The 25,149-nt window shown below is 69.6% G+C and carries 19 protein-coding genes and 4 pseudogenes; 12 read left to right on the top strand and 11 right to left on the bottom strand.

Annotated elements, in window-relative coordinates; all coding sequences use genetic code 11:
• Positions 1 to 307: 307 nt before the first annotated feature.
• Positions 308 to 604, top strand: a complete 297-nt coding sequence (locus AC5P1B_RS23695) for a hypothetical protein (protein ID WP_493889488.1) — start codon at positions 308 to 310, stop codon at positions 602 to 604.
• Between the two features lie 352 nt (positions 605 to 956).
• Positions 957 to 1,904, top strand: a complete 948-nt coding sequence (locus AC5P1B_RS23690) for a hypothetical protein (RefSeq protein WP_493889486.1) — start codon at positions 957 to 959, stop codon at positions 1,902 to 1,904.
• 406 nt (positions 1,905 to 2,310) lie between these two features.
• Here the strand turns inward: AC5P1B_RS23690 and AC5P1B_RS23685 are convergent, their stop codons facing one another.
• The 4 genes from AC5P1B_RS23685 to AC5P1B_RS23670 all read right to left on the bottom strand — a co-directional run bounded on the left by AC5P1B_RS23685 (position 2,311) and on the right by AC5P1B_RS23670 (position 6,278).
• Positions 2,311 to 2,571 (bottom strand): hypothetical protein, encoded by a 261-nt coding sequence (locus AC5P1B_RS23685; RefSeq protein WP_493889485.1) that lies wholly within the window; start codon positions 2,569 to 2,571, stop codon positions 2,311 to 2,313.
• A gap of 331 nt (positions 2,572 to 2,902) precedes the next feature.
• Positions 2,903 to 3,637, bottom strand: coding sequence for a hypothetical protein (locus AC5P1B_RS23680; protein WP_493889484.1), 735 nt, complete (start codon positions 3,635 to 3,637; stop codon positions 2,903 to 2,905).
• 19 nt (positions 3,638 to 3,656) lie between these two features.
• Positions 3,657 to 4,496: a hypothetical protein gene (locus AC5P1B_RS23675; protein WP_493889483.1), complete on the bottom strand. Its 840-nt coding sequence runs from the start codon at positions 4,494 to 4,496 to the stop codon at positions 3,657 to 3,659.
• Positions 4,497 to 5,138: 642 nt separating this feature from the next.
• Positions 5,139 to 6,278 (bottom strand): hypothetical protein, encoded by a 1,140-nt coding sequence (locus AC5P1B_RS23670; protein WP_493889482.1) that lies wholly within the window; start codon positions 6,276 to 6,278, stop codon positions 5,139 to 5,141.
• A gap of 132 nt (positions 6,279 to 6,410) precedes the next feature.
• Between AC5P1B_RS23670 and AC5P1B_RS23665 the strand changes: the two genes are divergently transcribed.
• Positions 6,411 to 7,304, top strand: a complete 894-nt coding sequence (locus AC5P1B_RS23665) for an alpha/beta fold hydrolase (protein ID WP_493889481.1) — start codon at positions 6,411 to 6,413, stop codon at positions 7,302 to 7,304.
• A 307-nt stretch (positions 7,305 to 7,611) separates the two neighbouring features.
• Here AC5P1B_RS23665 and AC5P1B_RS23660 read toward each other — a convergent pair whose 3' ends face one another.
• Positions 7,612 to 8,550, bottom strand: coding sequence for a cyclase family protein (locus AC5P1B_RS23660; RefSeq protein ID WP_493889479.1), 939 nt, complete (start codon positions 8,548 to 8,550; stop codon positions 7,612 to 7,614).
• A gap of 286 nt (positions 8,551 to 8,836) precedes the next feature.
• Between AC5P1B_RS23660 and nadE the strand changes: the two genes are divergently transcribed.
• The 3 genes from nadE to AC5P1B_RS23645 all read left to right on the top strand — a co-directional run bounded on the left by nadE (position 8,837) and on the right by AC5P1B_RS23645 (position 12,838).
• On the top strand, positions 8,837 to 9,667 hold the full coding sequence (nadE, locus tag AC5P1B_RS23655; RefSeq protein WP_493889478.1) for an NAD(+) synthase: 831 nt from the start codon (positions 8,837 to 8,839) through the stop codon (positions 9,665 to 9,667).
• A 270-nt stretch (positions 9,668 to 9,937) separates the two neighbouring features.
• Positions 9,938 to 10,387: a universal stress protein gene (locus AC5P1B_RS23650; RefSeq protein WP_493889476.1), complete on the top strand. Its 450-nt coding sequence runs from the start codon at positions 9,938 to 9,940 to the stop codon at positions 10,385 to 10,387.
• A gap of 630 nt (positions 10,388 to 11,017) precedes the next feature.
• Positions 11,018 to 12,838 (top strand): SMI1/KNR4 family protein, encoded by a 1,821-nt coding sequence (locus AC5P1B_RS23645; protein ID WP_493889474.1) that lies wholly within the window; start codon positions 11,018 to 11,020, stop codon positions 12,836 to 12,838.
• 122 nt (positions 12,839 to 12,960) lie between these two features.
• Here the strand turns inward: AC5P1B_RS23645 and AC5P1B_RS23640 are convergent, their stop codons facing one another.
• Both AC5P1B_RS23640 and AC5P1B_RS23635 read right to left on the bottom strand, forming a co-directional pair.
• Entirely contained in the window at positions 12,961 to 14,190 is a 1,230-nt protein-coding gene (locus AC5P1B_RS23640) for a glycosyltransferase (RefSeq protein WP_493889578.1), read from the bottom strand.
• A gap of 357 nt (positions 14,191 to 14,547) precedes the next feature.
• Positions 14,548 to 15,387, bottom strand: a pseudogene (locus AC5P1B_RS23635) (alpha/beta fold hydrolase); the annotation flags it as partial.
• 68 nt (positions 15,388 to 15,455) lie between these two features.
• Here AC5P1B_RS23635 and AC5P1B_RS23630 point away from each other — a divergent pair.
• Positions 15,456 to 16,421 (top strand): ArsR/SmtB family transcription factor, encoded by a 966-nt coding sequence (locus AC5P1B_RS23630; RefSeq protein WP_493889473.1) that lies wholly within the window; start codon positions 15,456 to 15,458, stop codon positions 16,419 to 16,421.
• A gap of 259 nt (positions 16,422 to 16,680) precedes the next feature.
• Here AC5P1B_RS23630 and AC5P1B_RS23625 read toward each other — a convergent pair whose 3' ends face one another.
• Positions 16,681 to 17,295, bottom strand: coding sequence for a TetR/AcrR family transcriptional regulator (locus AC5P1B_RS23625; RefSeq protein ID WP_493889471.1), 615 nt, complete (start codon positions 17,293 to 17,295; stop codon positions 16,681 to 16,683).
• A 39-nt stretch (positions 17,296 to 17,334) separates the two neighbouring features.
• Between AC5P1B_RS23625 and AC5P1B_RS23620 the strand changes: the two genes are divergently transcribed.
• The 4 genes and pseudogenes from AC5P1B_RS23620 to AC5P1B_RS23605 form a co-directional block, all read left to right on the top strand.
• On the top strand, positions 17,335 to 17,661 hold the full coding sequence (locus tag AC5P1B_RS23620) for a rhodanese-like domain-containing protein (protein ID WP_493889470.1): 327 nt from the start codon (positions 17,335 to 17,337) through the stop codon (positions 17,659 to 17,661).
• A gap of 429 nt (positions 17,662 to 18,090) precedes the next feature.
• Positions 18,091 to 19,089 carry a WD40 repeat domain-containing protein gene (locus AC5P1B_RS23615; RefSeq protein WP_493889469.1) on the top strand — a complete coding sequence of 333 codons (999 nt, stop codon included), beginning with the start codon at positions 18,091 to 18,093 and terminating at the stop codon, positions 19,087 to 19,089.
• Positions 19,090 to 19,201: 112 nt separating this feature from the next.
• Positions 19,202 to 20,152 (top strand): GNAT family N-acetyltransferase, encoded by a 951-nt coding sequence (locus AC5P1B_RS23610; RefSeq protein WP_493889467.1) that lies wholly within the window; start codon positions 19,202 to 19,204, stop codon positions 20,150 to 20,152.
• A 9-nt stretch (positions 20,153 to 20,161) separates the two neighbouring features.
• Positions 20,162 to 20,493, top strand: a pseudogene (locus AC5P1B_RS23605) (transposase); the annotation flags it as partial.
• 80 nt (positions 20,494 to 20,573) lie between these two features.
• Here the strand turns inward: AC5P1B_RS23605 and AC5P1B_RS23600 are convergent.
• The 3 genes and pseudogenes from AC5P1B_RS23600 to AC5P1B_RS23590 all read right to left on the bottom strand — a co-directional run.
• A pseudogene (locus tag AC5P1B_RS23600) lies at positions 20,574 to 21,098 on the bottom strand (sigma factor-like helix-turn-helix DNA-binding protein); the annotation flags it as partial.
• Between the two features lie 1,340 nt (positions 21,099 to 22,438).
• Entirely contained in the window at positions 22,439 to 22,987 is a 549-nt protein-coding gene (locus AC5P1B_RS23595) for a DUF1062 domain-containing protein (RefSeq protein ID WP_493889465.1), read from the bottom strand.
• A gap of 289 nt (positions 22,988 to 23,276) precedes the next feature.
• A pseudogene (locus tag AC5P1B_RS23590) lies at positions 23,277 to 23,384 on the bottom strand (IS5/IS1182 family transposase); the annotation flags it as partial.
• 280 nt (positions 23,385 to 23,664) lie between these two features.
• On the opposite strand from AC5P1B_RS23590, the gene AC5P1B_RS23585 reads away from it, so the two are divergent.
• Positions 23,665 to 24,543 (top strand): hypothetical protein, encoded by an 879-nt coding sequence (locus AC5P1B_RS23585; protein WP_493889464.1) that lies wholly within the window; start codon positions 23,665 to 23,667, stop codon positions 24,541 to 24,543.
• Positions 24,544 to 25,149: the final 606 nt, after the last annotated feature.

Below are 25,149 nucleotides of genomic sequence, written 5' to 3'. Positions count from 1 at the left end.
ATCAGTTCTCATGGGCCTGTACAGCCACGTACGTCCCAAGCGGAAGCGCGAGCGCCGGGGTGGCCCTGGCGGTGGGCTTGCCGCCCGCCCCCGCTGACCGAGGCGGCAGCGGTTCCAGCGACCGGCGGGCCCGCGGGCATCTGGCACGGCGAGCGTGACGTGGTGACCGGTGGTGGGGCGTCGGGACCGGATGCGGCGGAGGAGGAGATCCAGACGCTCGACGAGATCCGCACGGGTGGGGCCCGGCCGCGTCACGAGTGTCGAAGCCGACCCGCGGCTCGCGCACCGCGCCCACCAACGCCTACGGATGGCCACGGAGGCCGACGCGGGCGGCACCACCGCGTGGCTGTACGACGGCCATACGACGTGGGCCGCGCTCGTCGCACCGGAGACGGGCACACCCCTGGCCTACCAAGGCGGCCCCTGGCGCCTGGCCGACGAACTCGCCCACGCCCGGCGGCACTGGGCACACGGCGGCGCCCCCGGTCAGTACGACTCCGGCATGACGGTCACCTCCCAGGAGCACACCATCTGGGGCGAGGACAACGACGAGGGTCCTCGCTGGACACCCCCGGCCGCGGTCCAGGTCGCCCCGACAAGCTGACCGCGACCCCGCGCCCAGCCGATACCGCGGCCGGGCGCACGGTCCTCCCACCTGGTCCCCGCGGGCACCGGGCCCCTGCGGGCCGGCGGCCCGCAGTCGCTGTCCGCCAGCGGTTCTCCCGGCCGGCCGAGCGGGCCGGACAGGCAGGAGCGCCCGCCTGCCCATGCCTCGTCGCGTCAGGGCACCGGAACCGAAGGACTGCCCGACCTACGGACACACCTTTCCCTTGGACTGTGTGCGCGTCGCTCTCGCGGGTACTGATTGCTGCCAAGCCCGTTGCTTCCGCCATCGGCGCGCTTACCATCCCCGCAGACGCGGGTGATGCCCCCCGTTCCGGCAAGCCAAGGAAGTCATGACAACCCAAACGTCCACCACCGCAGCATCAAGTGCCGTCCGAGCCAAGGTTGAGGCCAGGCTCCGCTCAACGGCGCGCAGAATCACAGAGATCGAGCTTGAGCTCTCCCACCTCCGGGGAGAGCACGCCTTTCTCACCGAGGTCCTCGACACCGCGGACGAGGAGACCAGTGCGGCAGGCCCGGAGGCACGCAGCGACGAAGAGCAGGACCACGGTGCCCAGCAGGACAGCGCGTTCCCAACCCCGGCTGTGCCCGCCCAGGCCAGTCGGCCAGAGCCGGCAGCACCAACCCCTCAGCGGGAACCGGACCGCAGCGCACTCCGCACGGCCCAGGGCCCCGCGCGCCAGGCGAGCGGGAAGGGGCGGTCGGCGAAGACGAAGCCGCTGACGAAGCGGGTCCTGAAAGTCCTCCAGGACAGCCCCAGTGAGCCGCTCACGGTCAAAGAGATCACCGATCGGTTGTTCGCCAACCCCACCAAGTCGCAGCAGCAGTCCGTGCGACAGGCCACGACCGCCCTCGTCACCGACGAGAAGGCGGTGAGGAACCGTCAGGGCCGTACGCATTTCTACGAGGTCGCCGATGCCGCGGCGCCAAGCCCGGCCGACGACGTCAGCGAGGAGGAGACCGAGGCCTCCGCTTCACCGGCCGCTGCCGCAGGCGACGCGCCGGAAGCCGCCCCCCCGGCAGTTGCCAGCCCGGCACCTGAGCAGCAGGTACGGCGCTTCTCCCGCGCGCGTGTCCTTGAGGTACTGCAAGGGGCCTCTGAGCCGCTGACGAACAACGATGTCGCCAAGGCGGTCGTCGGCGACGAAGCCTTCGAACCGCAGGACTCGCGACGCTGCCGCAACGTGCTCGACGGGCTCCTGCGCGATGAGCTGGCCCTCAAGCACAGCGACCCCAGTGATCCCAAGCGCGTGTTGTACACGGCTGGCAAGCCGGCCTAGGAGGCACCGCCAGCGCAGCAGGCCGACGTTCGCGGAGGCGACGTCGGCCTCTGCTCTTTTCTTTTTCCTTCGACCTGCGGATCGATCTGCTGAAGACCACCCGCGACAACCACCAGCCGCCGATCTTGCGATGACCTCTATGCGAGCCAAAATGAGTACGAAAGTCTCTGGCAAGACGCTTATTGGTCGCTCTCTTACTGATATCGCCAGCTGGCAGGGCAGTGCTGGGCAGTTGTGGAAGGGCAGCCACGCCGGTAGCGGCCCTGGCGGGGGAAGTGAGCATATGCGCGCCATCCATACCAACGGATGGCTGCTGTTCGCGCTCGGGACCGGAGCCCTCGTCGCGGCGGTCGATCTGGGCCTGGGCCCGGGAATGAGCCTGACCGGGCTCCTGCTGATCTGCCCGCTACTGGCCGCCACCCAGCTGGACGGGGCGCGCACCGCGGCGGTCTCCGTCCGCACCGTGCTCATGGCGCTTGGCGTGGCCCTGCACGAGCAGGACCACGGCCAACCCCGCGAGGAGATGCTGCGCTTGGTCGTCCCTGCCGCCGGCTCTCGGCTTCGGGCTGCTGGTGGCGGTGGGATGTCTGGTCGCCGTGCGCACACAGGTGCACCGATACGCCGTCCACACGCCCGCCAGCCGGGAGATGACCGACCGCCTGAGCAAGCAGGAGCCCTCCTGGGTGCCGCGATCGGAACCCGGGATGAAGCACGACGCCAAGGACGCCTTGATCCTGGCCAAGGTGGCCCGTTATGGGATGACCCGGATGCCCGCGGACTGGGGGCTGGGGGCTGGAGCGGGCGCTCGTCGGGCCGCCCGTCCCACGCCCGAACACCAGCTCCTCGCGGGGGAACAGCACCGCGACGCCGGTGTCCGACCCGCCTGCGCTGGGCGGTGGGTGCGCGGGCTGCGCAGGGTGCGGTGGTGGGCTCTGATGCGCCGCTGCCGAGGGGGCGGATGCCGGCCGTCTGTGAACCGGTGGTCGAGCAGCGCCGCTTCAGGCTTTGACGCGTTCCAGGGCCGGCAAGAACTGGTCGTAGAAGGCCGTCTTCAGCCGCAGACCCCGTTCCTCCATCTGTGTGAAGCAGTCGGTGGATTCCTCGCGGGTGAGGAGTTCGCTGATCCGCGTGGCGAGGCGGTCGGAGTGGGTGGCGGACAACAAGGACACGGTCGCGAGCGAGTGCGCCTTCGCGTCGTGGACGTGGTGCGGATGATAGAAGCGTGACCGATTGTGGCCGTCGCGTGTCAGCGCGGGTCCCATCCGCTCCCACAGCCGCCCGTATTCGACGGAGACCAGCACCTCGCCCCAGAAACGCAGAAGTGTCAGCAGCCTCAGGTCGGCGTTGGCATGACCGCCCGCCTCGGCGATCACTTCGAAGGTGTCGCTGATGACCTTCGCCGTCGCTTCCGTGGGCCGCGTCTTGACGAGGTCCGTCCGGGAGACCCCGAGCTGGAGCAGATCCTCCTTCATGTCCTCGCGGTGCGAGCGCGTGCCCCCTTGGCTGTCCGGGTACTCCTCGCGCAGGATCATCCGGGCGATCCGCAGCCCCGCCTCGTCGCGTAGCAGGTCGATCGCCAGATCATAGGACGGGGTGAACGCGAGTGACACAAAACGGCGTTGGAGCAGCATCGCGGTGAAGTCGTCGTCCGGCAGCAGCGCGCTGTTCGCCAGGACCGGATGCCCGGAGAACCGCTCGATCAACTCGTCTTCGAACGCGTCCAGTTCTCGCATGACCGTCACCTTTCCCGCATCACAAGCTGATGCTGCTGATCGATTCGCGCCAGTTACGCAGATCCACGTCGTATCCGACCCTCCACAACGTGTCCAGCTCTCGCTGGACCTCCCTGCCCATCACGGTGTCGCATCCGTCGATCTCCATCTGAGTGGAATCGACGGCGAGCTGGCCGTGCAGAAACGAGCTGACCAGATAGTGCTCGTCCGCCTTGTACACGGCGATGGACGGCAGGGAGTTGTACACCCGCACCTGAAGTTGCAACGGGTCCCCCTGAGCGCCCCGGCAGAGGGATTCGCAAATGGACAGGCACCGTTCGACGCTCGCCTTGACGTCCTCCTCCAGGGCGGGGTCCCGTACGGGGCGTAACGCCTCGTCGCGCAGCCGCGCCACCGGCGAGGACGGATGGAGCAGCAGAATGCGCACCCGGACATGTCGGTCGACCATGGCCTTCTTCAACGCCCACTCGAATCTGTGGAGGTTGGGAACCCAGGTCTGCAAAATGGTCAGCTCGCGACCGGCGTCCTCCACGAGCCTGATGAACTGCTCCTCGGGAAACCGCCGGTGTACCGCGACCACGCCACCGTAGTGCTCCTCCTTGAGCTCACGCGCGATGTTGTCGATATCGAGCTTGGAGAGCTGCAGATTGACGTTGTCGAGCACTTTCAGGCGATCGACCTCCAGCAGGAGGAACAAGGTGACCGTGCTCAGGATGAGTAGCGTGATCTTCGGAAGCGTGCCGCCAGGGGCCAGCTCGTCGAGCCATCCGAGGAGGTCGGCGACCAACACCACGACACCTGTCATGGCCGTCAGGCCCAGCGCGATGCGCTCCGCCCGGTAGCGGATACCACTGTCCATCCCCGGATTCCCCCCGTGATGCGCCGTCGTCGGCCACGACCGTACACCGCGGCAGTGCCGGTAAAGGGGCTGATTTGCCTTTACGTCCACGACGCGGTAAATCCTGTCAGCCGCCTGCCAGTTGAGTGCCCGACGGCCCACCAGGGCGACCGCCGGGGCCGGTGATGACACGACCGCCGCACCGGGTCCGTGACGGTCCTCGGACGGCCGACCTGGGGACAGCGGCCACAACCCGGCCGGCTCTTCACCGCGAACCTGGACAGTGGCGCCGGCGGCGAGATCTGGCCGCACGAAGGCGGAGATCTTCGGTCAGCCGGAGTCAGCGGGCCGGTGACGCGCCGCCACTGACCGGGGACACGACGAAGGTCCCTGTACTCGACGAGTACAGGGACCTTCATATGGAGCGCCCGGCAGGCCTTGCACCTACATTTCCCGCTGGATGGCGGGCGTCTTTCCTTGGACCACAGACGCGTGACTCCCGCGTTGTTCGCCGGAGTTACGTAAAAGATCATACACGTCTCCTGGTGCTGCCCGTCACCGGGCGCGGGAGCCCGCAGGCAGGGGCAGGGGAGTGGGGCAGGGGACGGGTGTGCGCCATGGGGCACCGGCGCCCCGCCGCGAAACGACAGCCTCCCGGTGAGTTCAGCGGTGTCCTCGTGGAGCGTCGGCGTGGTGGGCGGCCCGGTGGACAAGCGCGGTGGCGGCCTGGTGGATGCCGCCGTGGCCGAACCGGTCGGTCAAGCCCTGGGCCCGGCCGGGGAGGGGGCCGAGCCGGGCGGTGGACTCGGTGAGCCGGGAGGCGAGCAGGCCGCGCAGGCGCGGGGTCGCGGAGGTCCGGTGGATCGCGTCGGTGACGGCTTTCTGGACGGTCGGCGAGGGTGCGGTGTAGTCGATGGGCTGGCCGAGGTCGGCCCAGTCCAGATGGGCGTCGCAGTAGCCGTGTGCGGAGAGCTGGTGGGCCTGGGCCGGGTGGGTCTCGTTGACGGAGGGCAGCCACAGGGTGGGTACGCCGGTCGCTGCGGCGTCGTAGATGTTGCCGAGGCCCGGCGTCATACAGGCGTACGCGGCGCTGCTCATCAGGTCGAGCACGGCGCCGTGACCGTACGTACCGACGGCCGGGTCACCGAGCGCCGAGGCGACACTGTGGCTGGCGATGGCGGTCACGGGCCGGCCCGCAGGTTGCGCGGCGCGGACAGCGGCGAGCATCAGGCGGGCGTACGCGGCGGCGTCGGACGGCCCCCAGAACGGGTTGTGCAGACCACCGAGATTGACCAGGACGTGCCGCCCGGGGTGCCACACGCGGCGGGGCCCGATGATCGGGGGCACGACGAGGGAGTGCGAGCGGAGCGTGGTGTCCGCGGCGACCCGCTCCCGGACGCCGAAGAAGTCCTGGGCGATGTAGAGCACGGTGTCGCGGATGACCGCCGGGATCTCGGGCCAGAACCAGGTGAGGGCGTCGTAGACCGCCACGTGCAGGCCGACGCGGCGGGCGAGTTCGGCCGCGGGGAAGTCCATCGCCGTGACGAACAGGTCATACCGGGGCGCCAGCCGCCGCAACTGCGCCAGCCGCTCCCGCGGCGGCAGGTCCGTCGAGTCGTGGACCGCGTGGTACGGCGGTGTGCGTTGCAGATCGAGGGTGTGTCCGTCGCCGACGTAGGCCAGTTCGCGGCAGAGGGGGGCCAGTTCCTCGGCGAGGATGGCCGTCGCCGCGGCCGGCCCGAAGCCGAAGGGCTGGGCGTTCAGCAGCAACCGGGGGCCGGGGGTGGAGGTGCGGTCGGCCATGTCGGCTGCTCCGGGGGAGGAGAGGGCTGGGCCCGGCGCCGCCGGTACCTGGCACATTCTACTCCGTATCGCTACGCTGAGTCATCTCTTGTGACGCAGTGGCGTCGCCTTTCCGTGCCAGCCTGGAGCGCCATGGACCCGCAGGAGACCGAGACCGGCGCGCTGGCCGTACCGGGTGCGACCCTCCACTACGAAGTGCGCGGCGAGGGGCCGCTGTTACTGCTCCTGGGAGGCGGCAACTCCGACGCCGCCGTCTTCGAACGGCTGGCCGCTGTCCTCGCCGCAGACCACCGCGTGGTCACCCTCGACCCGCGCGGCAACTCCCGCAGCCCGCTCGACGGCCCCCCGGTCGATCAGCACATCGAGGTACACGCCGACGACGCGTACCGCCTGCTTGGCCTGCTGTCCCCGGGCGACGGCCCGGTACGGGTCTTCGGCAGCTGCTCGGGCGGGCTCGTCGCACTCGAACTGGCCCTGCGCCATCCGGAGCGGATCGCGGCGCTGGTGGTGCACGAACCACCCGTGTTCGGGCTGCTGCCGGACGCGGCGGAGTATCTGGCGTTCATCGACGCCGTCCACGAGACCTTCCGCCGTGAGGGCACCGCACCGGCCATGGCCCAGTTCAGCGCGGTCTTCGGCGGACGTCCCGCCCCTGAGCTGCCCGAAGCGCACGACAACACCGCCTTCTTCCTCGCCCACATGCTCCGGCCCTCCACCCGCTTCGTCCCCGACGTTCCCGCCCTCACCCCGATGGCGGACCGTATCGCGGTCTCGGGCGGCCGCGACTCCCGTACCCACACCGTGCACCGCCCGGCTGTCGTCCTCGCCGACCGCCTCGGCCGGCGATTCCTGGATTTCCCCGGCGGCCATGTCGGCTACGCCAAGTGGCCCGCCGAGTTCGGCCGACAGCTCCGCGAGACGCTGACCACGGTGCTGGAGACGAGTGACGTCCTGGCGGCCCGCACCCCCGCCCGGCCCGGCGGCTCGGAAGTACCGCCGGACGCGTCGCCAGGCTCGCCCGAGTAGGGCTCACCCGCGAGGGCGGGGGTGCCCTCAACCGGGCAGGGCAGGGCGGGGCACCTGCGGAGACCCCGGCCTACGAGTGGCGTCGTCGCCCGCCAGGGAAAGAACGCCGTCCGGTCACCGATGCCGCGTCCGAGGAACCGCGTGCAACGGTCATCGCACGAGGGAGCGCGCGACGCTGACCCTCACGTCATCGACTCGGGCAGCGACACACGGACGCGGCAGCGCTGCGCTTTCGGGCATCCGCGGGCGTGGATCGCCTGGCGGAAGGAAGGCGCTGGCCTCGACAAGTTCGCTGTCCACGCCTGTGTCACCGGTCCTCGTCGAGGAGTGCGTAGGCCCGTACAGGGAAGGTGCCCATGCCCTCGACGGCCGGCGGCGCGGCGTGGAAGCGGAAGCCCTGCGGGGGCAGGTCTTCCAGGCCGCGCATGTGCTCCACGACGGGGATGCCCGCGGCCAGCAGTGCCGTGTGCGCGGGGCGGGTGCCGTCGTCGATGTCATCGATGTTGACGGAGTCGATACCGACCAGGGCAGCTCGCTGCTCGACCAGCCAGTCGGCGGCGTCCGCGGTGAGGTAGGGGTGGCCGTGTCCGTACTGTTCGGTGCCCCAGTGCCGCGACCAGTCGGTGTGGATCAGGATGGCCCGGCCGGTGACGTCGTGTGGCAGCAGCTGTTCGCGGTCCACAGCCCGTCGTTCGCTGCCGAGCGCCCGTATGACGATGCCGTCGAGGCCGGTCAGCTTGGCGAGCGGCAGCCCGGCGAGGTCGGAGCCGTCGGGGAAGCGGTGGAAGGGACTGTCGAGGTAGGTACCGGTGTTGGAGACCATCGCGATGTGGCCGATGGTGAACTCGGTTCCGGGGGCGTAGTGGTCGCGGGACGCCTGCCGGGAAAGGTGGTCGCCGATCTCCGGCCCGGGCAGGCCGGGATAGGTGATCATCCCGTGCCGGATGGTGTGGCTGAGGTCGATGATCCGGCGGTCGGCCGTCCGGCGCGGACCAGCGGCACCCTCAGAACCAACGGTGTTCTGTGACCCCTTGTGCGGCTCCCGCAACAGCTCGCGCCCGCTGATGCGCACTTCTTCCACCATCAGCAGCCCGAGGTGACGGACGAACAGGTCGGCCAGATCCCTGTCGTCGACCTCCGGTCCGGGAACATCCAGCCGAAAACCCTGCGTCTGCAGGCCACCACCGTTACTGAAGGTCACCTCGGCGTCGAACCGTACACGCCACTGCTCACCAGTCTCATCCATGATCCGATCCTCCACGCAGCACAGCTTGAGGACAAGCGACATTTCCGAAGCGCACGGGCACCCGTCCTGGTCCTCGCTGCGACGTCCTCACTCAACGTCCTCACCGCGACGTGATCCTCGCTGCGACTCGGGGCGGCGCGATGACCTTCCGGTCTGTTGATCATTCGGGAAGGTACGTCCTCCTCCCCCCTCCCCGCGGGCTTGACCGTCTCGCTGCATAGAGTCGGGAGCGCGGAGACCCTCCGCCCTCCGCTCTTGTCACCTCGACCGACCACAAGGAGCAGCAGTGACCGACCCGCTGTCCAGCACCCTGCAGCAGGAGATCGCCCGGGATCTCCAGGTGTCCGCGCGTTTCGACCCGGAACTGGAGATCGAGCGCCGGGTGGCCTTCCTCGCCGGGCGGCTGACCTCGACGGGGCTGCGGTCGCTGGTGCTCGGCATCAGCGGTGGTGTGGACTCCACAACCGCGGGGCGGCTGTGCCAGCTCGCGGTGGAGCGGGCCCGCGCCGCCGGGCACGACGCGGCCTTCTACGCCATGCGTCTGCCGTACGGGGTCCAGGCGGACGAGAAGGACGCTCAGCTCGCCTTGGGCTTCATCAACGCCGATCGGGTCCTGACGGTGGACGTGAAGCCCGCGAGCGATGCCTCGCTGGCCGCTTTGCTGGCCGGTGGGGTGACCTTCCGGGACGCGCACCACCAGGACTTCGTGCAGGGCAACATCAAGGCCCGGCAGCGGATGATCGCGCAGTACGCGGTCGCGGGCGCCCACGACGGTCTGGTCGTGGGCACCGACCACGCGGCCGAGGCGGTCTCGGGGTTCTTCACGAAGTACGGAGACGGCGCGGCCGATGTCATACCGCTGACGGGGCTGACCAAGCGCCGGGTGCGGGCCGTGGCGCAGACGCTGGGTGCCCCGGCCGAGCTGGTGTGGAAGACCCCGACGGCGGACCTGGAGACGCTCGACCCCGGCAAGCCCGACGAGGACGCCCTCGGGGTGACGTACGACGCCATCGACGACTTCCTGGAGGGCGAGCCCGTGGGCGAGCCGGCCTTTGAGTCGATCGTCCGCCGCTATCGCCTCACCGAGCACAAGCGCCAGCTGCCCGCAGCGCCCTGAGCTTGACGCCCACCAGGCCGTCGAGCCCGCGCGGCGGACGGCCCCCGGCACGCGGCCGCGGCGGAGCGGCAGACCCGTGCCGCGCTGCTCCGCCTGCCCGGCTGCCGCTGTGGGGATTACCGGGACTGGGCGGAGACCGGCGCCTGGGAGGCCCGGCAGCACCCGGGAACCGGAGGGCCTGCCTGACCGGACGGAGCATTCCCGGTTGGCCTGGACCGTCCGATGCGGGCAACGTGGACGAGCACAGGCCGGGTGAGAGGTGAGACGGCTATGGACAGCAGTGAATCGGTCCCCCGCGTCGTTGTCGGGGCCGACGGTTCCGCGTCGTCACAGGCAGCGCTGCGATGGGCGGCCCGGCAAGCCCAGCTCATCGGCGGCATCGTGGAGGCCGTCTGCGCATGGGACACGCCTTCCCAGGCCGGGTGGGCCGGACCGGCCACGGAACCCGGCTTCGACCTGGAACAGGCCCGCTCCGGCCTTGCCGAGGAGATGCGGACGGTCTTCGGCGGCGACAGGCCCGTAGAGGTACGGGAAATGCTGGTCCGAGGCGACCCGTCGGAGGTCCTGGTACGAGCCTCCGAAGGAGCCGAGCTGCTCGTGGTGGGCAGCAGAGGCCGTGGAGGCTTCGCCCGGGCCATGCTGGGGTCTGTGAGTCAGCGCTGTGCTCAGCATGCCTCATGCCCGGTCGTCATCGTGCGTCCCGCGGGCAAAGGGAAATAGGCTTCGAACCCCAGGTCACTGCATTGCACGGCGCTGAGCGCCGCGGGCGCGATGAGGTCGCAGCGTACGCCCACCCCGCCTTCCACGTCCCGTGCCAGGCGCTGCGCGACCGGGATCAGCGTGGCGTCGCGGACGCACCTGGTGACCGTCACGCATCATTCTCGACGTCCACGTGGACCCCACTGCGGGAGACGGGGCGGAAGCGGCCCGCCGTACGGCCCGGAGCCGGCCTCCGGAACGTGTGGGTGCGGAGCAGTCAACGCGCGGGGACGCTCGGGTCCACGCTCCGTGTGTCGAGCGTGCGCGAGCGCTTGCTTGGCAGGCTTCTCGTGCGGTGAGCCAGACGGTCTCACACTGTCCGGCCTCTCCGGCGGCGAGGTCCTGCGGCTCGGCTGCGTCCCACTCGTGGACGGGAATCCGCGCTGTTGCGCGGAAGGTCGCCTCACCCGCCTAGGAGCAGCGGACCGAGGCCCAAGCGGGTTCGTCGAAGACGAGTGCTGACTCTTTGGGTTGCCAAGGGTCAGCCTGAACGGGGGTGCGAGGATCGGCACCGCATTCCACCGAGAGGCCGATGAGCGTGTGCACTGCCGCCTGATGGAGGCGGAACGTAGGCGCGATGAGGGGATGGGCATGGGCAAGCAGCGGGTTGAAGGCGCTTGGGACCGAATCGGGAGCTGGCTGTGGGCCCATGCCCGCAACGCGCATGCCGGTGATGGGCAGGTCCAGCCGGATGAGATCGACGAGGCAGGCCGGACGCTCGGTGTTCCCTTCCCCGAAGAACTGGTCGCGTCTCTCCTGTGCCGGGGCGTGGGCGGCCTCTTCCGGGTTCCGGGCGGCACGCTGATGGGGCCGGCCGACATCGTCAGTCGCACGATGATGATGCGCGACATTCTGGCCGACTTGGCCGACGACGGCGAGGAGCATGACGACTACTGGCACCACGACTACCTCTTCTTCCTTGATGACGACGTCAACGGCATGGTCGTGGACTGCCGCCCCGGGGACACCTTCGGTGCGATCGGCCAGTTCAGCGAATACGACGGCGTGGACTTCGGCACGGCCCCGTCGCTGGGCGCCTACTGGGAAGAGGTGGCGGCCAGCCTGGAGACCGGGCGCGCTCTCAGCGGATACATTCCCATCGCTTTCAACGGCGACCTGCTGTGGGAGCACGACACCAGAGACCAGGAAGAGCCGCACCCCGATCCGCGGTCGCTGGTGGCGATCAGGGCCGCGATGGCGCGGCCCGAACCCGATGCGCGGCCATCCCTGAGCCAGCCCCCGGTGACAGAGCCTGCCAGGCACAGCAGCTTCACGGCGCCTGAAGTGGGAGGTGAGGGAGCGGACAAGGACGCGGCTCTGCTCTTCGTACGGAGCTTCACGCCGCCCGAACCCGAACCAGAACCCGGACCGTGGCAGAACACCCGCCGTGACGGCACATTCCGCTACACCTGTCTGACCTTCGTCCACGGCATCGATGAGGACGAACTCCTCCGTCGTTTCGGCGCGTTGGACGAGGCGCCGCATCACTGGACCCGCCGTGAGGTCGTGGACGCCGTGGAGCGACGCTGCCTACCCGCCGTACGGATCGGCCGGACGACGGGCGGATGGGTCTTCGCCGCCGAAGAGTGGCAAGACCGCGTCGAGCATTCCGGGTACGGCATGCGCGGAGAAACCCTGCGACAGCTGTCAGCCGGCACGCGTGCCGTGGCCCTGCAGATCTCCGACCTCCGCATGCACATGTTCGACGACGGGGAGCTCGTCAGCGAGTTCGTGACCAACCTGCTCGGACGGGAGATGCGCGAGGACCTGCTCCAATCCGCCAAGGAACGTGCCGGGCTGAACTCCTTCGACCCGTCCATCACCCAACAGGAACGCCTCAACGCCCTGCGCGGCATGCTGCGCTCCGACGTCGGCGTCGACCTCGACGACCAAGCTTTGAACGGTCCCCTGACCGCGGCCCACATCCTGCCGTTCCTGCACGACCTGCGTGGCGATTCCTCACCCGAGGGAGACCTGGCCAACCTCATCACCGCTGTCCCCGACTGGCAGCTGCGCTCCGCGCTGGCCAAGCAGGTAAGGCGCCTGGCGGACGGACACGGCCTGACCGCGTACCCGGAAGTGGGCCGAGCCCTGGACGACATCGACCGCGGCTGGACAGGCCCGCTGAACGACGGCTCCCCGCTGGGCATGCGGCTGCGCACCGTACTCGCCGAAACCCAGGCCATCCAGCGCCTCCGCTTCGGCGCGCGAAGCGACGGGCACGGCGAGCAGCCGACGCTGAACCGCCGCGAAGAGCTGGCTTGGTGGCGTCGCAAGGACGCGGCCGACGCCCTGCAAAGCCTGGTGCGGCTTCCCCCACAGGCCGCCGCCCCGCTGATCCAGCACGCCCGCCATACGCCGCACTGGCGCGCCGACCTCATCGCCGACCTCGCTGCCGTACGCCCACACTGACAGGTACGACGCGACACCGCGCCCCGTGGCGGAGCTGACGGCGGCCTCCCCGCTCGTACTCCTCGCCTACCCGGACCAAGCCCACATGCCCGCTGGCTAAGGGCTCGGCGCCCCCATGTGGTTCACGGGGACACCGGCGGCCTTTCCCGGCTGACCGTGTCGAGCAGCAGCTTCGCGGCCACCATCGCCCCGTCGGTGCGGACCGTGCCGGCCACGGCTCTCGCTCGTGCGCGGGTCTCGGGCTCCAGGGCCGTCTTGAGCGCGGCCGACAGGGACTCGAAGGTCGGAGCCGGGCCCTCGTGTGCCGCGCCGATGCCCAGGTCAGCCACCCGGCGGGCCCAGTACGGCTGGTCCGTCGCCTGGGGCACCACCACCTGAGGCGCGCCGGCCCGGGTGGCCGTCGTCGTCGTGCCCGCGCCGCCATGGTGCACGACGGCGGCCACCCGGCCGAACAGAGCCTGCTGGTTGACCTCACCCACGACGAAGCAGTCGTCCCGGTCGTCGATCAGACCCAGGTCTGCCCAGCTGCGGGCCACGACCGCGCGGCGGCCCTGCGCGCGGATCGCCTCGATGGCCACTCGGGCGACGTCCGCCGATGTGCGCATGGGCATGCTGCCGAAGCCCACGTACACAGGTGGCGCGCCGGCGCCCAGGAACGCCACCAACTCGGCCGGGAGCGGGTGAACGTCGGTCAAGAACCACGCGCCGGTCTGGACGACGTCGAGGTCGGGCGTCTCCCGCCACGGGTCCAGGATCGGGTCCGTCGCCAGCCACGGCTGGTCGCCGATGACGTAGTCGCGAACGTTGTCCACCGGGGCCAGGCCGATCGACGCCCGGTTCGTGTTGAGCGCCGCACCGAACAGCGCGTTGATGCTCTGGGCGTCCAGGTCCCACAGCACCCGGTTGTCGGTCACCTCCGGCGGGAACGGCCGGCCCGGATACGCCAGCGGCGAATGGTGCGGTGACGGCAGGGTGAGCTGCTGGAAGGTCACGGACACGGAGCGGATGCCCAGTTTCTCGGCCACCGACCGCGCGCCGGCCGCGGCTGGCATCACGCCGGTCGCCACCACCGCGTCGCATCCCTCGGCCGCCGCGGGGACCGCGTCGAACTGGCCGGCGATTAACTCGGCCGCGCGCCGGGGCAGGGATGACGGTGGCGGCGCCGCAGCCGTCAGCGCGCGCGCCGACTGGCCGACCGGCATCAGCGGCACGCCGACACCGGCCAATCGCTGCGCGAAGTCCTCGTCCGGCGGCGCGCACACCCGCACCTCCGCGCCGAGATCCCGCAACCGCACCGCGAGTCCCACCAGCGGTTCGACGTCCCCACGCGACCCATACGTCGACAACAACACACGCACTGCGGAACTCCCCTTACCGCGGATTCTGGCCTTGGCCGGTGATTCTGCGGCACGACCGGGATCTTGCCGCAAGCCCCCCAGTGCGCTATACGTTGAGAGTGGAAAGGAGTGGGTGACCTCCTTTCCTTTTCCTTTTTCCTCCGCCAGGAGCCGGTGCGGCCCTCGTTCCCCGCGAAGAGTGCCGCCTGCTTCAACACCGGACCAGGTCGACGCCGCGGCGACCGTCCTCGTTGACACTCCTCGCGGAGAACGCCTGCACGAACACACCACCGGCCGTTTCGCAGCGATCTTCTTGCCAGTGGGCCGGGCCGGAGACTTCTCACGGCTGGGGGTACGGCGACAGGTGGTGGCTTCCGCGAAGAACGCCACGGTCGTCGCCACGAACTGTTCCGCATCGTCGAGCCACGGGAAGTGCCCGGCCCGGGGCTGAATGATCAGATCGGCATGCGGGAACAGTCCGGCGAACTCGGCCATGGCGCGGGGAGGGGCCGCCAGATCGGCTTCCCCGGCGAGCAGCAGTACTGGCGACCTGAGCCGTGCCAGTGCCGTGCGGGTGGCGTCCGGGGCGAAGGCACCGTCGGCGGAGAAGACCTGCGCGGCCGTCACGTTCTTCTGCCTGTCCTCAGCGGCCCGGTGCTCCCGAGCTGCCTCGTCCCAGCGGGCGTAAGAGAATGGTGCGATGGCCTGCCAGGTTTCGAGGGTCGCCTTCCCCGCGACGATCGCTTCCAGGGCCGCGAAGGCGACGGGGAACCACGGCTCGTCCCGGCGGAGCCGCGCGGTCCCGAGCCGGTCGTCTCCGGTGATCGTCACGCCGACAGCCATCACGCTCGGCGTGATGAGCGCGAGCCTGCCGACGCGCTCCGGGTGGCGGCTCGCATACAGCGCCGCCAGATTCGCGCCGGCCGAATGCGCGAGAAGGTCCATCCGGTCGAGGCCGAGGTGCTCGCGCAGGGCTTCCACGTCGTCGACGAGACGGTCGCAGCGATAGCTGTCGGCGTCCTTCGGGTACGCGGACCGACCGGTGCCCCGAAGGTCAAGCCTGATCAACTCATGGTGGGCGGACAGGCCACCGAGGTCACCGAGATAAGCGGAGGACTGCATGGGCCCCCCGGGCAGGCACACCACGGCCGGGCCGTCCCCGGCCACGTGGCAGGCGAGCGTGGTTCCGTCGTACGAGGTGAAGAATTCCATGCCGGGCAGCCTGGGGGTGGCGACGGTCGTCGGCCTATTGTTCAGCTACAGCTACATGATGGGGACGGATGGCGGTCGAGATCAGGTTCACCGCGGCGTCGGTCGCGAAGGTGCGGTTCGCCGTCTCGCCGCTGGGCGAGACGGTGCTGGCACTCCGGGTCCTGCTGGGCACGGGCGGGCACGCGGTGCATCAGCCGTGGGTGCGCAGGACTCGGCCCCTGCTGGCGGGCGAGCACGACCTGCCGCTGCTGCGGGCGCTGATCGCTGGGCCGATGCCGTCATTCCTGTTCCCGCTGCCGGAGGAGCGGCTGCCATCGATGGCAACGGAGCTGAACCGGCTGCGGGCCACGGGAGAGGCGTTCTTCCGGCGGGAGTACAGCGCGGTTCTGGGCCTGCCGCACGAGGAGGTTCCCGAGTCGGCGGCGGTGCTGCCACGGCTCGCAGAAGCTCTCCACCGCTGCCACGAACGGCTGATCGCTCCGCACTGGGGCCGGATTCGCGCCGTACTGGAAGCCGACATCGGCAGGCGCGCGCTCACTTTGGTGGACGGCGGGGTGCAGGCGCTGTTCGCCGAACTGCACCGGGATGTCGCCTGGGAAAGCGACCAGCTGGTGGTGCACGGCTGCCGTACCCCGCACGCGGTGCACACGGTGGACACCGCCGGACATGGCCTGGTCCTGCTGCCCAGCGTATTCAACTGGCCGAACATGGGTGTCGACAAGTCCCCGGTCACGGCCGCGTCGATCCGGTATCCGGCGGTGGGCGTCGGGCTGCTCTGGGAGGCGCCCCCACCGACGCTGGCGGGTCTCGCCCCTGTCCTGGGCCACACGAGGACAGCCCTGCTCACAGCTCTGGCCGAACCCCTGACAACGCCCGCCCTGGCCAGCCGCCTCGGCATCACCCCGAGCGCGGTTTCGCAACACCTGGGAGCCCTGCGCGGGGCCAGCTTGGTGTCGACACAACGCACCGGCCGCACCGCGCTCCACCTGCGCACGGAACGGGCGACCAACCTGCTGGGCGCCTCAGTCCCCTGACGGCATCGGCCCGGCCGTGCGTGGCGCTGGACCAAGGCCCGCGACGTTTTCCGGGCGTGCCTGGACTTGGCCGAGTGCGGCGGTGACGGGGCCGCCCCGGACGTGTCGTAGGACCGGAGGACCTGGCCATTGCCCTCCTCGCTCTGGGCGGCCGGCAGCGTTACGAGGGCTCCGTTCGGTTCGCGCTTGGAGCTCGCGCGGAGAGCTCGCGCGAAGAGGCAGAGGTTCGCGGTTCTGTGCCGTAGTCCTCGGGCTGGAGCTACATCATCGAGTGGGCGAGGCGGATGAGGCCGGCGCGCATCCGTTGTTCGCCGAGTTCGGGCAGGAGTGCGGCCACGTGTTCGGCTGCCATAGCGGCGAGCAGGGCGTGGGCGGCGACTTGGGGGTCGGGCGTGGTGCTGAGCAGGATCGTCATGTGGTGGTGCCAGAAGCGGTAGGCCCCGATCCGGTACCGGGCGCCGGGCGCCGCGGTCTCCGAGGTTCGGACCAGAGCCAGGTGCTCCAGCAGGTAGTCGAAGTAGGCGTCGATGAACGCGGCGAGGCGTTCGGAATCCGGAGCCCCGGGGCCGAGCGGTGGCGGTCCCTGCAGGATCGCCTCGTGCAGCACACGTTCGCGGGTGTCCAGCAGGGCGGCGGCCAGCCCGGACTTGTCGCCGAAACGGCGGAACAACGTGCCCTTGCCGACTCCGGCGGCTGCGGCCACCTGGTCCATGGAGACAGCCTCCACCCCCTCTTCGGCGAACAGGCGGGCGGCGGCCTCCAGCACGGCGGCGCGGTTGCGTGCCGCGTCTGCTCGCTCTTTGGGGGGCGGGGTACGCAGGAGTTCCAGGGGCATTGCATAACCGGACTGCGGTCCGCTAACGTCGTGAGTCACAACCGGACTATAGTCCGATTCTCTCCGAGAGGGAGTGGCATGACCGCACTCATCACCCGCGACGAGCTGAAGACAGCGATCAACTCGGGCACCGTGACCGTCGTCGACACGCTCGGCGGCGAGTACTACGCCAAGCAACACCTGCCCGGCGCCCTGGAGCTGGTGTCGGCCGACGTCGACGCCCAGGCGCCCGCACTGCTCCCCGACCGCGACTCCGCGATCGTCACCTACCGCTCCAACCCGGCGTGCCCCAACAGCGGACAAGTCGCCGACCGGCTCACCGCCCTCGGTTACAGCAACGTCCGCAAGTACCGCGAAGGCATCCAGGACTGGGTGGGGGCCGGCCTGCCCACCGAATCCGCCTGACCACCCGATCCGGGGGAGGGTGAGGGGGGTAACGCGAGGAGCCCTACCCTCCCCTTGGTACTCCCGCACGTCCACTGCGTCGGGTGGGCCGGGAGGGCCACTGGACAGCCAGGCGCACCGGCCGACCGGACCAAGGCCCCTCGAAGGCCGCGCCGCAGGCCAGGCTCCGACCACGAAGCCGACACTCGGTGATCATGGAAGACCCGTGCCCGTACTGCCGTCATGGCCCACCGAACCACAGGGGGATCAATTCTCGGCGCTGCTGCCCGAGCGGCCGCGCTACCACCCGGATCACCCCTGGCGCTGCCACCGCCCACGCGCCGGTGACCGGACCGTATTCGACAAGCGGCTCCCGATCCCGCGCTTCGGCTGCTCCAGCGATCGTCCTGACGCGATCCCGATGTCAGAGCTGGGGATTACCCTCGCCGCATGTCTGACGCACCGCTGCTGCTGAGCAGCGACATACCTTCCTCGTCCCCGATCACCGACCTGGCGGTGGTCGAGGTGGGCGGCGGTCCGATGGTGGTCTGCGCCGACCGAGACGGTGCTGTGTGGACCTGGGAACCCCAGCGGGTCCTGTGGCAGCAGCGGCCCTTGACGTACGCCTTCGCTGAAGACCCGCTCGCTGCCGAGCATCCCGACGCCGAGAACGAGCTGGACTCGGTGGCCGCGGCCGTATCCGGCGGCCGCGTACTGCTGGCGGCCGGTGGCCATGAACAGGGCCTGGCCCTCTGGGATGTGGAGAGCGGCGAGCTGCTCCGGGGGGCGACGTATGACGAGCCCTACGTCGGGTCCATGGCCACGGTCAAGGGGGAGGGGCCACCGCGGTTCGTCACGGGTTCGGATGCCGGAGTCCTGGTGTGGGGACTGTCCGACGAGGAGCGCCCAAGGGAGCTGCCGGACAGCGATATCCACGGCATCCGAACGGTCGCCACCGCACGGATCGACAACCGCTCGCTGGTCGTGGCGGGTGGGAGCGACGTGGGCGTGTGGGACCTGGCGGGGGAGGAGCAGCTGGCTTCGTTTTACCCCGATGACGGCAGCGTCGAAGCGGTCTGCGTGTCCCGGATCGCCGGTCGTCCGATCGTGGTGGCGACGGCGGATACGGGAGAGATTCACGTATGGGGACTGTCGGACGCCGGGGGCGGTGAGTCGATCCACGCTCCGATCAACGGACACGAGGGCGGCATCCCCGCCTTGGACACCGCCACGGTCGGCGGTCGGCCCCTGGTGGTAACCGGGAGCGCGGACGCGAGTGTACGCGTCTGGGATCTGGCCAAGGGCGCGGAAATCGGTGCCCCGCTACTCGGCCACCGGGGCGGCGTCGCGGTGGTGCGGACCACAGTGCTCCGCGGCCGCCAAGTCGCCCTGAGCGCGGGCTGGGACGGCGTGATACGCGCCTGGGACCTGGCCGCACTGCTGCCGTAGTGGTCGGCTTCGGAAGTCCTTCGAGCGGGGCGTTGCGCCGCTGGCTGCTGTGGTCCTCGACCCCGGGGAAATGGTTCGCTCGCTTCGCGGAGCTCTGACACAGTGGCGCACCATGGATGACTCCGAGCTTTTGACCGCTGCGGACGTGCAGCTCATGCAGGGCCTGGCACAACGGGTTACTGCCATCCGTCCCGACCTGGTGAACAGCGACGCGTCATTCGGAGAGCTGGCCTGGAACTGGGGCAAAGGGCACGCATACTACGGCGAGAGCTGGCTGCGTCAACTGTGGTTCACCGGTGACGATTTGGTCGCGTGGGGCTGGGCGCAACTGCCACACCAGGTCAGGCGGAGCGACGGGTCGGTGAAGGACGTCACCGGCGCCTATCTGGCATATCAGGTCCATCCCCACCACAGCGGGCTGGTGGACGAGGTGATCGACTGGTACGACAGTGTGACGGTCGGCGTCGAGCGCACGGTGTTGCCGCAGGTCGCCGACGAGTTCGCCCTGAAGCGATGGGCGGCGCACGGCTATGAGACCGATCCTGCCTCGCTCGGCGATACCGGCTCCTGGACACAACTCAACGAGCGGGATCTCAAGGACGTGGAAAAGCCGGTGCTGCCGGCCGGATTCCGCTTCCGCACCGCCGATGAGGCCGGGCCGCAGGCCGCGGTCCAGGCCCATGTGGACGCCTGGGGCCCGTCAACAACCTATACAGCCGAGGCCTACGAGGCTGTCCGGCGGACACCGCCGTACCGCGGCGACCTGCACGTCCTGGTGGAGGCGCCGGACGGAACGATGGCCGCATCAACGATCATGTGGCTCGACGAGGTGAACAAGACCGCCGAATTCGAGCCGGTCGGAACGCATCCGGGCTACCGGCGGCTCGGGCTGGCCAGGGCGATGCTGCTGCACGGGATGCGTCTGGCGCGGGCGGCCGGGGCCCATCACATGACGGTCGCCTGTCTGGGCGCGCCGGGGCATCCCGGGGCGCGCGGGCTGTACTACAGCGTCGGGTTCCAGGAGTGCACACGAGACGCACCGCTCATCAAGACCGGGGGCTAGGGCAGACGCGGCGGCGACATGGACGCCTTCGACAGCGCCGACCGGCTCGCCGGGTTCGCCGACGTCGCTCCCGCCTCCCGCGACTCGGGCAGGATCAGCGGCAGCCTCCACCGGCCCAAGCGCTACAGCCGACGCCTCCAACGCGTCTTCTACACCTCGGCGTTGATCAACATCCGCTGCTGCGACGAGTCTCGCCGCTTCTACGACCGCAAGCGCGTCGAAGGCAAACGGCACGTCCAAGCCGTGCTCGCGCTCGCCCGCCGACGGTCAACGTCCTGTGGGCCCTCTTGTGTGACGGACGGTGCTGCGACCCCATACCGCCCGTCACATCCGCCGCTTGACATCTCCATGAGGAATCGTGGGGGCCTCCGGGCGGTTCCTACCGCCCGGAGGCCCCCACGGCACCGGCGCAGCCGCGGCCCTACCGGGCGAGCGCGGCCGGCTCCTCCAGCCGCGTCAGCTTCTGCGGGTTCGCCACCGCGTGGATCTGGGCAACCCGTCCGTTCTCCACCACGAGGCTCACCGCGGCCAGTTGGCCGTTGACCTCGATCCGGCAGGCAGGCGCGCCATTGATCCACACGGCCGACACCAGCCGACCCGGGCGTGCGAGCAACGTCGCCACGAGTTCAGCCCCGTGGATGGGCGCCCGGGCGGCGTACGCGAGCCCGCCACCGTCGGCGATCAGGACCACGTCCGGTGCCAGGACCTCCATCAGCTCCTGCACCTGCCCGGTGCGCAGCGCGGCCAGGAACCGCGCTATCACCGTCTGCTGCTCCGACCGGCTCACCTGCGTCCGGGGCCGTCGAGCCGCCACGTGCTCGCGTGCTCGTCGCGCGACCTGCCGTGCGGCGGCCGCGGACTTGCCGATGGCTTCGGCAATCTCGCCGTACGGCATCTCGAAGACCTCGCGGAGCACGAACACCGCCCGCTCCGTGGGTCCGATGGAGCGTGTACTCGACGCCGCCTCGGCTGCGGTGATCCGGAACGCTCTCCGCATCGGCGGTGGCAGGCGTTGTCAGACCCCGGGGGCAGGCTGGTAACCATGCGAACACTCTTCAAGGACGAATTCAGCGTGGAGTACGGCCAGATGTACGTCGACGGCCGCACCGACTTCGACGAGGGGCCGGAGGCCGGTCTCCACGAGTGCTTCATGGGCCAGCGGGCGGGACTGTGCGGGGCGGCCGTCCCTGGACACCTGTTCCTGCTGACGGGCATGCACACCGGCTCCGTCCCCCTCACCGTCGAACTGCACGAGACGGGGCCGTCTTTGGACTTCGACGGCTGGGAGGACATGGTGGAGGCGTCGTTCCAGACAGCCTCCGATGGCACACACCTGATCGAATGGGACGGCAGAGGGCGGGACCTCGGTTTGCCGCCGGGCACGTACCGTGTCCGCTACCACTGCCGCGGTATGGACGACGCCCGCGGCGGCGTACGGGGCGGCGGCGAGCCCGTGCTGGACGAGTATCTGCTCCAGTTCTGGCCGGCCCCACCGGAGCGCGGCCGCATCGTGAAGGAGACCAGCGGCTCCGCCGCGTACTGGCACGAATTCGCCAACGAACTGCCTCCGGCACCCACCCCCGAGGAGCTGGCCGAGGCCAAGCGCCTGGCCCGCGAAAAGGAGGAGCGAGAAGCGCGGGAACTGCAGGAGCGCTACGAGAAGGAGGAGTGGGGCGGACGCCTGCCCAGCGACCGGCTGCGGAACGTCAAGGGCAATGTGGCCGGGATGGTCGACCTCGATGTCGCCCTCGTGCATGCCATCGACGAGGCCGGGCCGGACGTCCAGCGCGCGGTGGCCCGTTGGGCCGCGCACCGTTCCTGCGACGTGGCCGGGCTCAGCGCGGTGGACTGGATCGCGCGCGGCCTGGCGCAGCTGGACCTGGGCGTGCCTTTCTCCCCGCCGCTGGACGACGTGGAGCACAAGTGGGATCTCCTCTTCTCCGACCCCCAGGTCCCGCAGACCACCGTTACGCTGCCCGACGGCACCCCCAACGCCTCCCAGCAGGCCATGGCCTTCCCCGCCCTGACCGATGCGACGGCCCCCGACCCGCTTCAGGCCGCGCTCGACGCGCTCTTCGCCGCCGCTGTCGCCCACGGGACCGGCTGGCGTGACCTCTTCATCGAGGTCCGCAGCGCGTTCCCCGAGACCGCCCACGCCCCGCTGCCGCCCAAGGACCGCCCGCGTCGCCACGCAGTGGCCACGGTCGTGACCCACCTGGAATGGCGGCGGGACCAGAGGCCTGTCCGGCGGGTCTCGCCGGACAGGCCTCTGGTCCCGAGGAGTGCTCAGCGTTTGAGCGTGAAGGTGAAGTCGCCGGAGAGCCTGCCGCTCAGCCGGACCGCCGAAACGAGTTTCCCTTCCGCGATCAGTCTCTCCACCTCGGCCCGCGAAAGACCGCAGCCTTCAGCGATCAGTCGCTCCGGCCGGACAGGTATCCGCGCCGCAAAGCGGACCGAGACGTCGAGCACCTCGTGGTCCAGGTGATCCGATCCGCCGGTGTCGAGGCGCCAGGCGTTGCCCCAGTCGAGGGCGATGCGATTACGGCGCTGCACGACCGGTTCCTGGAGCAGCTCAGCTGTCAGGCCTGGGTCGTTGTCATGCAGCCGGTCCAGCAGCTCAGGTCGTACGGAGCGCACATTCATCCGCTCCAGGACCGTGAGCTTTGCCGTTTCCCCGCAAGCGGTACAGAGCGCGAGGAGCCAGGCGTCGATGAGCTTGTGGTTGGCGTTGACGCGAAATTTACCGCTTGCCCGGAAGCGCTCGGACGCGCACGCGTGGCAACGGCGAAGAACGAGAGGCAGGCAGGTGGGCACGACCACCCAGTTTTCGAGCACAGAAGTACACCGGTTTCAGTGAGAAGTCCGCAGCAAAAAGGAGCGCGGCGCACATGCGCGACGCGCGACAAATCAGCGCTCGGGAGGTCTCACAGGGTGTACAACGGCACGTCCTTGCCCAGACGACTTGGTTCGGCAGCACGGTAATGGTGCGCAGCGGCGCTGCTCCACTGGTTTTCGAGCGCCTCACCACCAGGTTCTGACTGGCGGATCATGGACGAAGCCAGAGCCGGATCGCGGCGGCGGTCCGCCTTGTCGCCGCCGAGGTGATCGGGCGTGTGTCTGTTCGCGGCACTCGCGGCGGTTTCTTGCGCGCTTTGGCGGCGTGTTGGTGGGCGCGACAGGAGGTGGAGTCCACGCTCACCATGGACCAGTCGGTGCGGCCTGCCGCGTCGGCGGGGCGCGGCCTTCCGACGGGTGGGCGACGGTCCGCGCGCACGGGATTCGAAGGCCGGGAACCCATGCCCGGATGTTATGAGGGACATGACAGTAGGCGTCGGGCGTGCGGAGCAATAGGTTTTTTGGCAAGCGACGGACGGTGCAGCGCCCTGCCCTGCCGTGGCCCCACACGATCGCTTTGAGACGAGGTCCTCGTGCACCGTAGACTCTCTGCCCGTCTGCTGACGGCGTGTCTTGTCCTGGCCCTGGGATCGGGCACCGCAGTCGCGTCCGGTCCCGTGTCGGCCAGCCCCTCCAAGAACACCGGACAGATCCGCATCCCCGATCCCTACTGCTACGACGAACCGTCGCAGCCGAACGCCGACCTGAGCGACCTCAAGGCGGCCTTCAACTCCTCGAACTGGATGCGGACCCTCCAGGCCATGTACAAGCGGCGCTGGCCCAGCGGGGAGGCGCTGGCGATCGCCCAGGCCAACGACAAGTACTGGGACCAGTTCGTGAACAAGCGGAGCTTCGAGGGGTTCGCCGAGTCGATGATGGTGGCGATCCACGAGGAGACCCACATGTGGGACCTCGACCCGTCTCGGACGAACTGGGACGTCCACACCGCGGCGTGGATCAATGGCAGTCAGCAGGCGCTGAAGGTACCCGTGCACGGTGGCTTCCCCCGCAAGGAGATCCTGCCGCTGATCAAGGACAACCTCAGCTCCACCATGGACGACATCTATCTGCGGGACAAGACGCAGGGTGATTACCGTCTCCAGGGGGTGTTGGCGGAGCAGAACGCCGGGCTGACCGGACTGCCGGCGGTCACGGTGCTCCAGGAGTACATCAAGGGCGTCGGTGCCAGTAACGCCCGGGACATCGCCGCCACCAACCTGCGGTACCTGCTGCTCTACCTGCGCGTCGCCAAGGACAAGCACCCCGCTTACTGGGCCAAGATCAAGGCCGAGCCCAAGCTGCGCGACCTGGCCTTGACGCAGTTCCTGCGGACGGCTTACTGGCTGGAGAAATCCGCGCCCTACACCGGCAAGCTGGGCAGCCGGGACGCCGACAAGATCACTGCGACAAACTACGCCCCGCAGAACATCGCCATCCTGGAGGAGTTCACCGGCCGCAAGGTGCGCCTGGACTCACAGAAGCACTGCACTGCCTGAAAGACCGCCGCGGACTCTCCAAGGACCTGAATCGGAAGCCCTCTCCACGTAAGCGCGGACCCGTGGTCGCTGTGTGGCCTGGCGGAAGGTTGACGCTCGTTGGCGGGGGCCGGGCCGGGGGCCGGGGCTGGTCGTCGGCGAAGGGAGAGCCGACGCTCCGGGCACCCAGCCTGACGGGACAACATACCGGTCAGTGACGTCGTCTGCGGATTTCTCCGTGAAGATGGTGTCGGGCCGGGCGTCGGTCGGCGTCTGCGCGGCAGCGGCGGCCCGGTGACCGGTTCGTGGTGGTCGTAGCGTCCGACGAAGGGATCGGACCGGTGTTGTCCCCGCGAAGCCTGGTCATCACGGTAGCGAGGACGCTGGCGAGATCGGGGCTGACCAGCAGGAGCCGTTCCTCGTTTCCCTTCGACGGGATGATCTTCAACAGGGACATGATTTCACCGGCGTCGGGGAGCTGGTAGTCACCAGCGCAGGGTGCGTGTTCTCCAGCCGCACGCCGGTGTGCCGGAGCGTCTCGATGATGGTCCAAGGCCAGGCTGAAGCCCTCACTCATGGCGCCGGCCCGTTGATGGCTCCCAGGTGGCACCGGGCGCGCTGGTGTGG

Source organism: Streptomyces sp. A01 (assembly GCF_059026195.1).
Note: the sequence above shows the minus strand (reverse complement) of the source record. Positions and strands in the feature narration are given on the sequence as shown.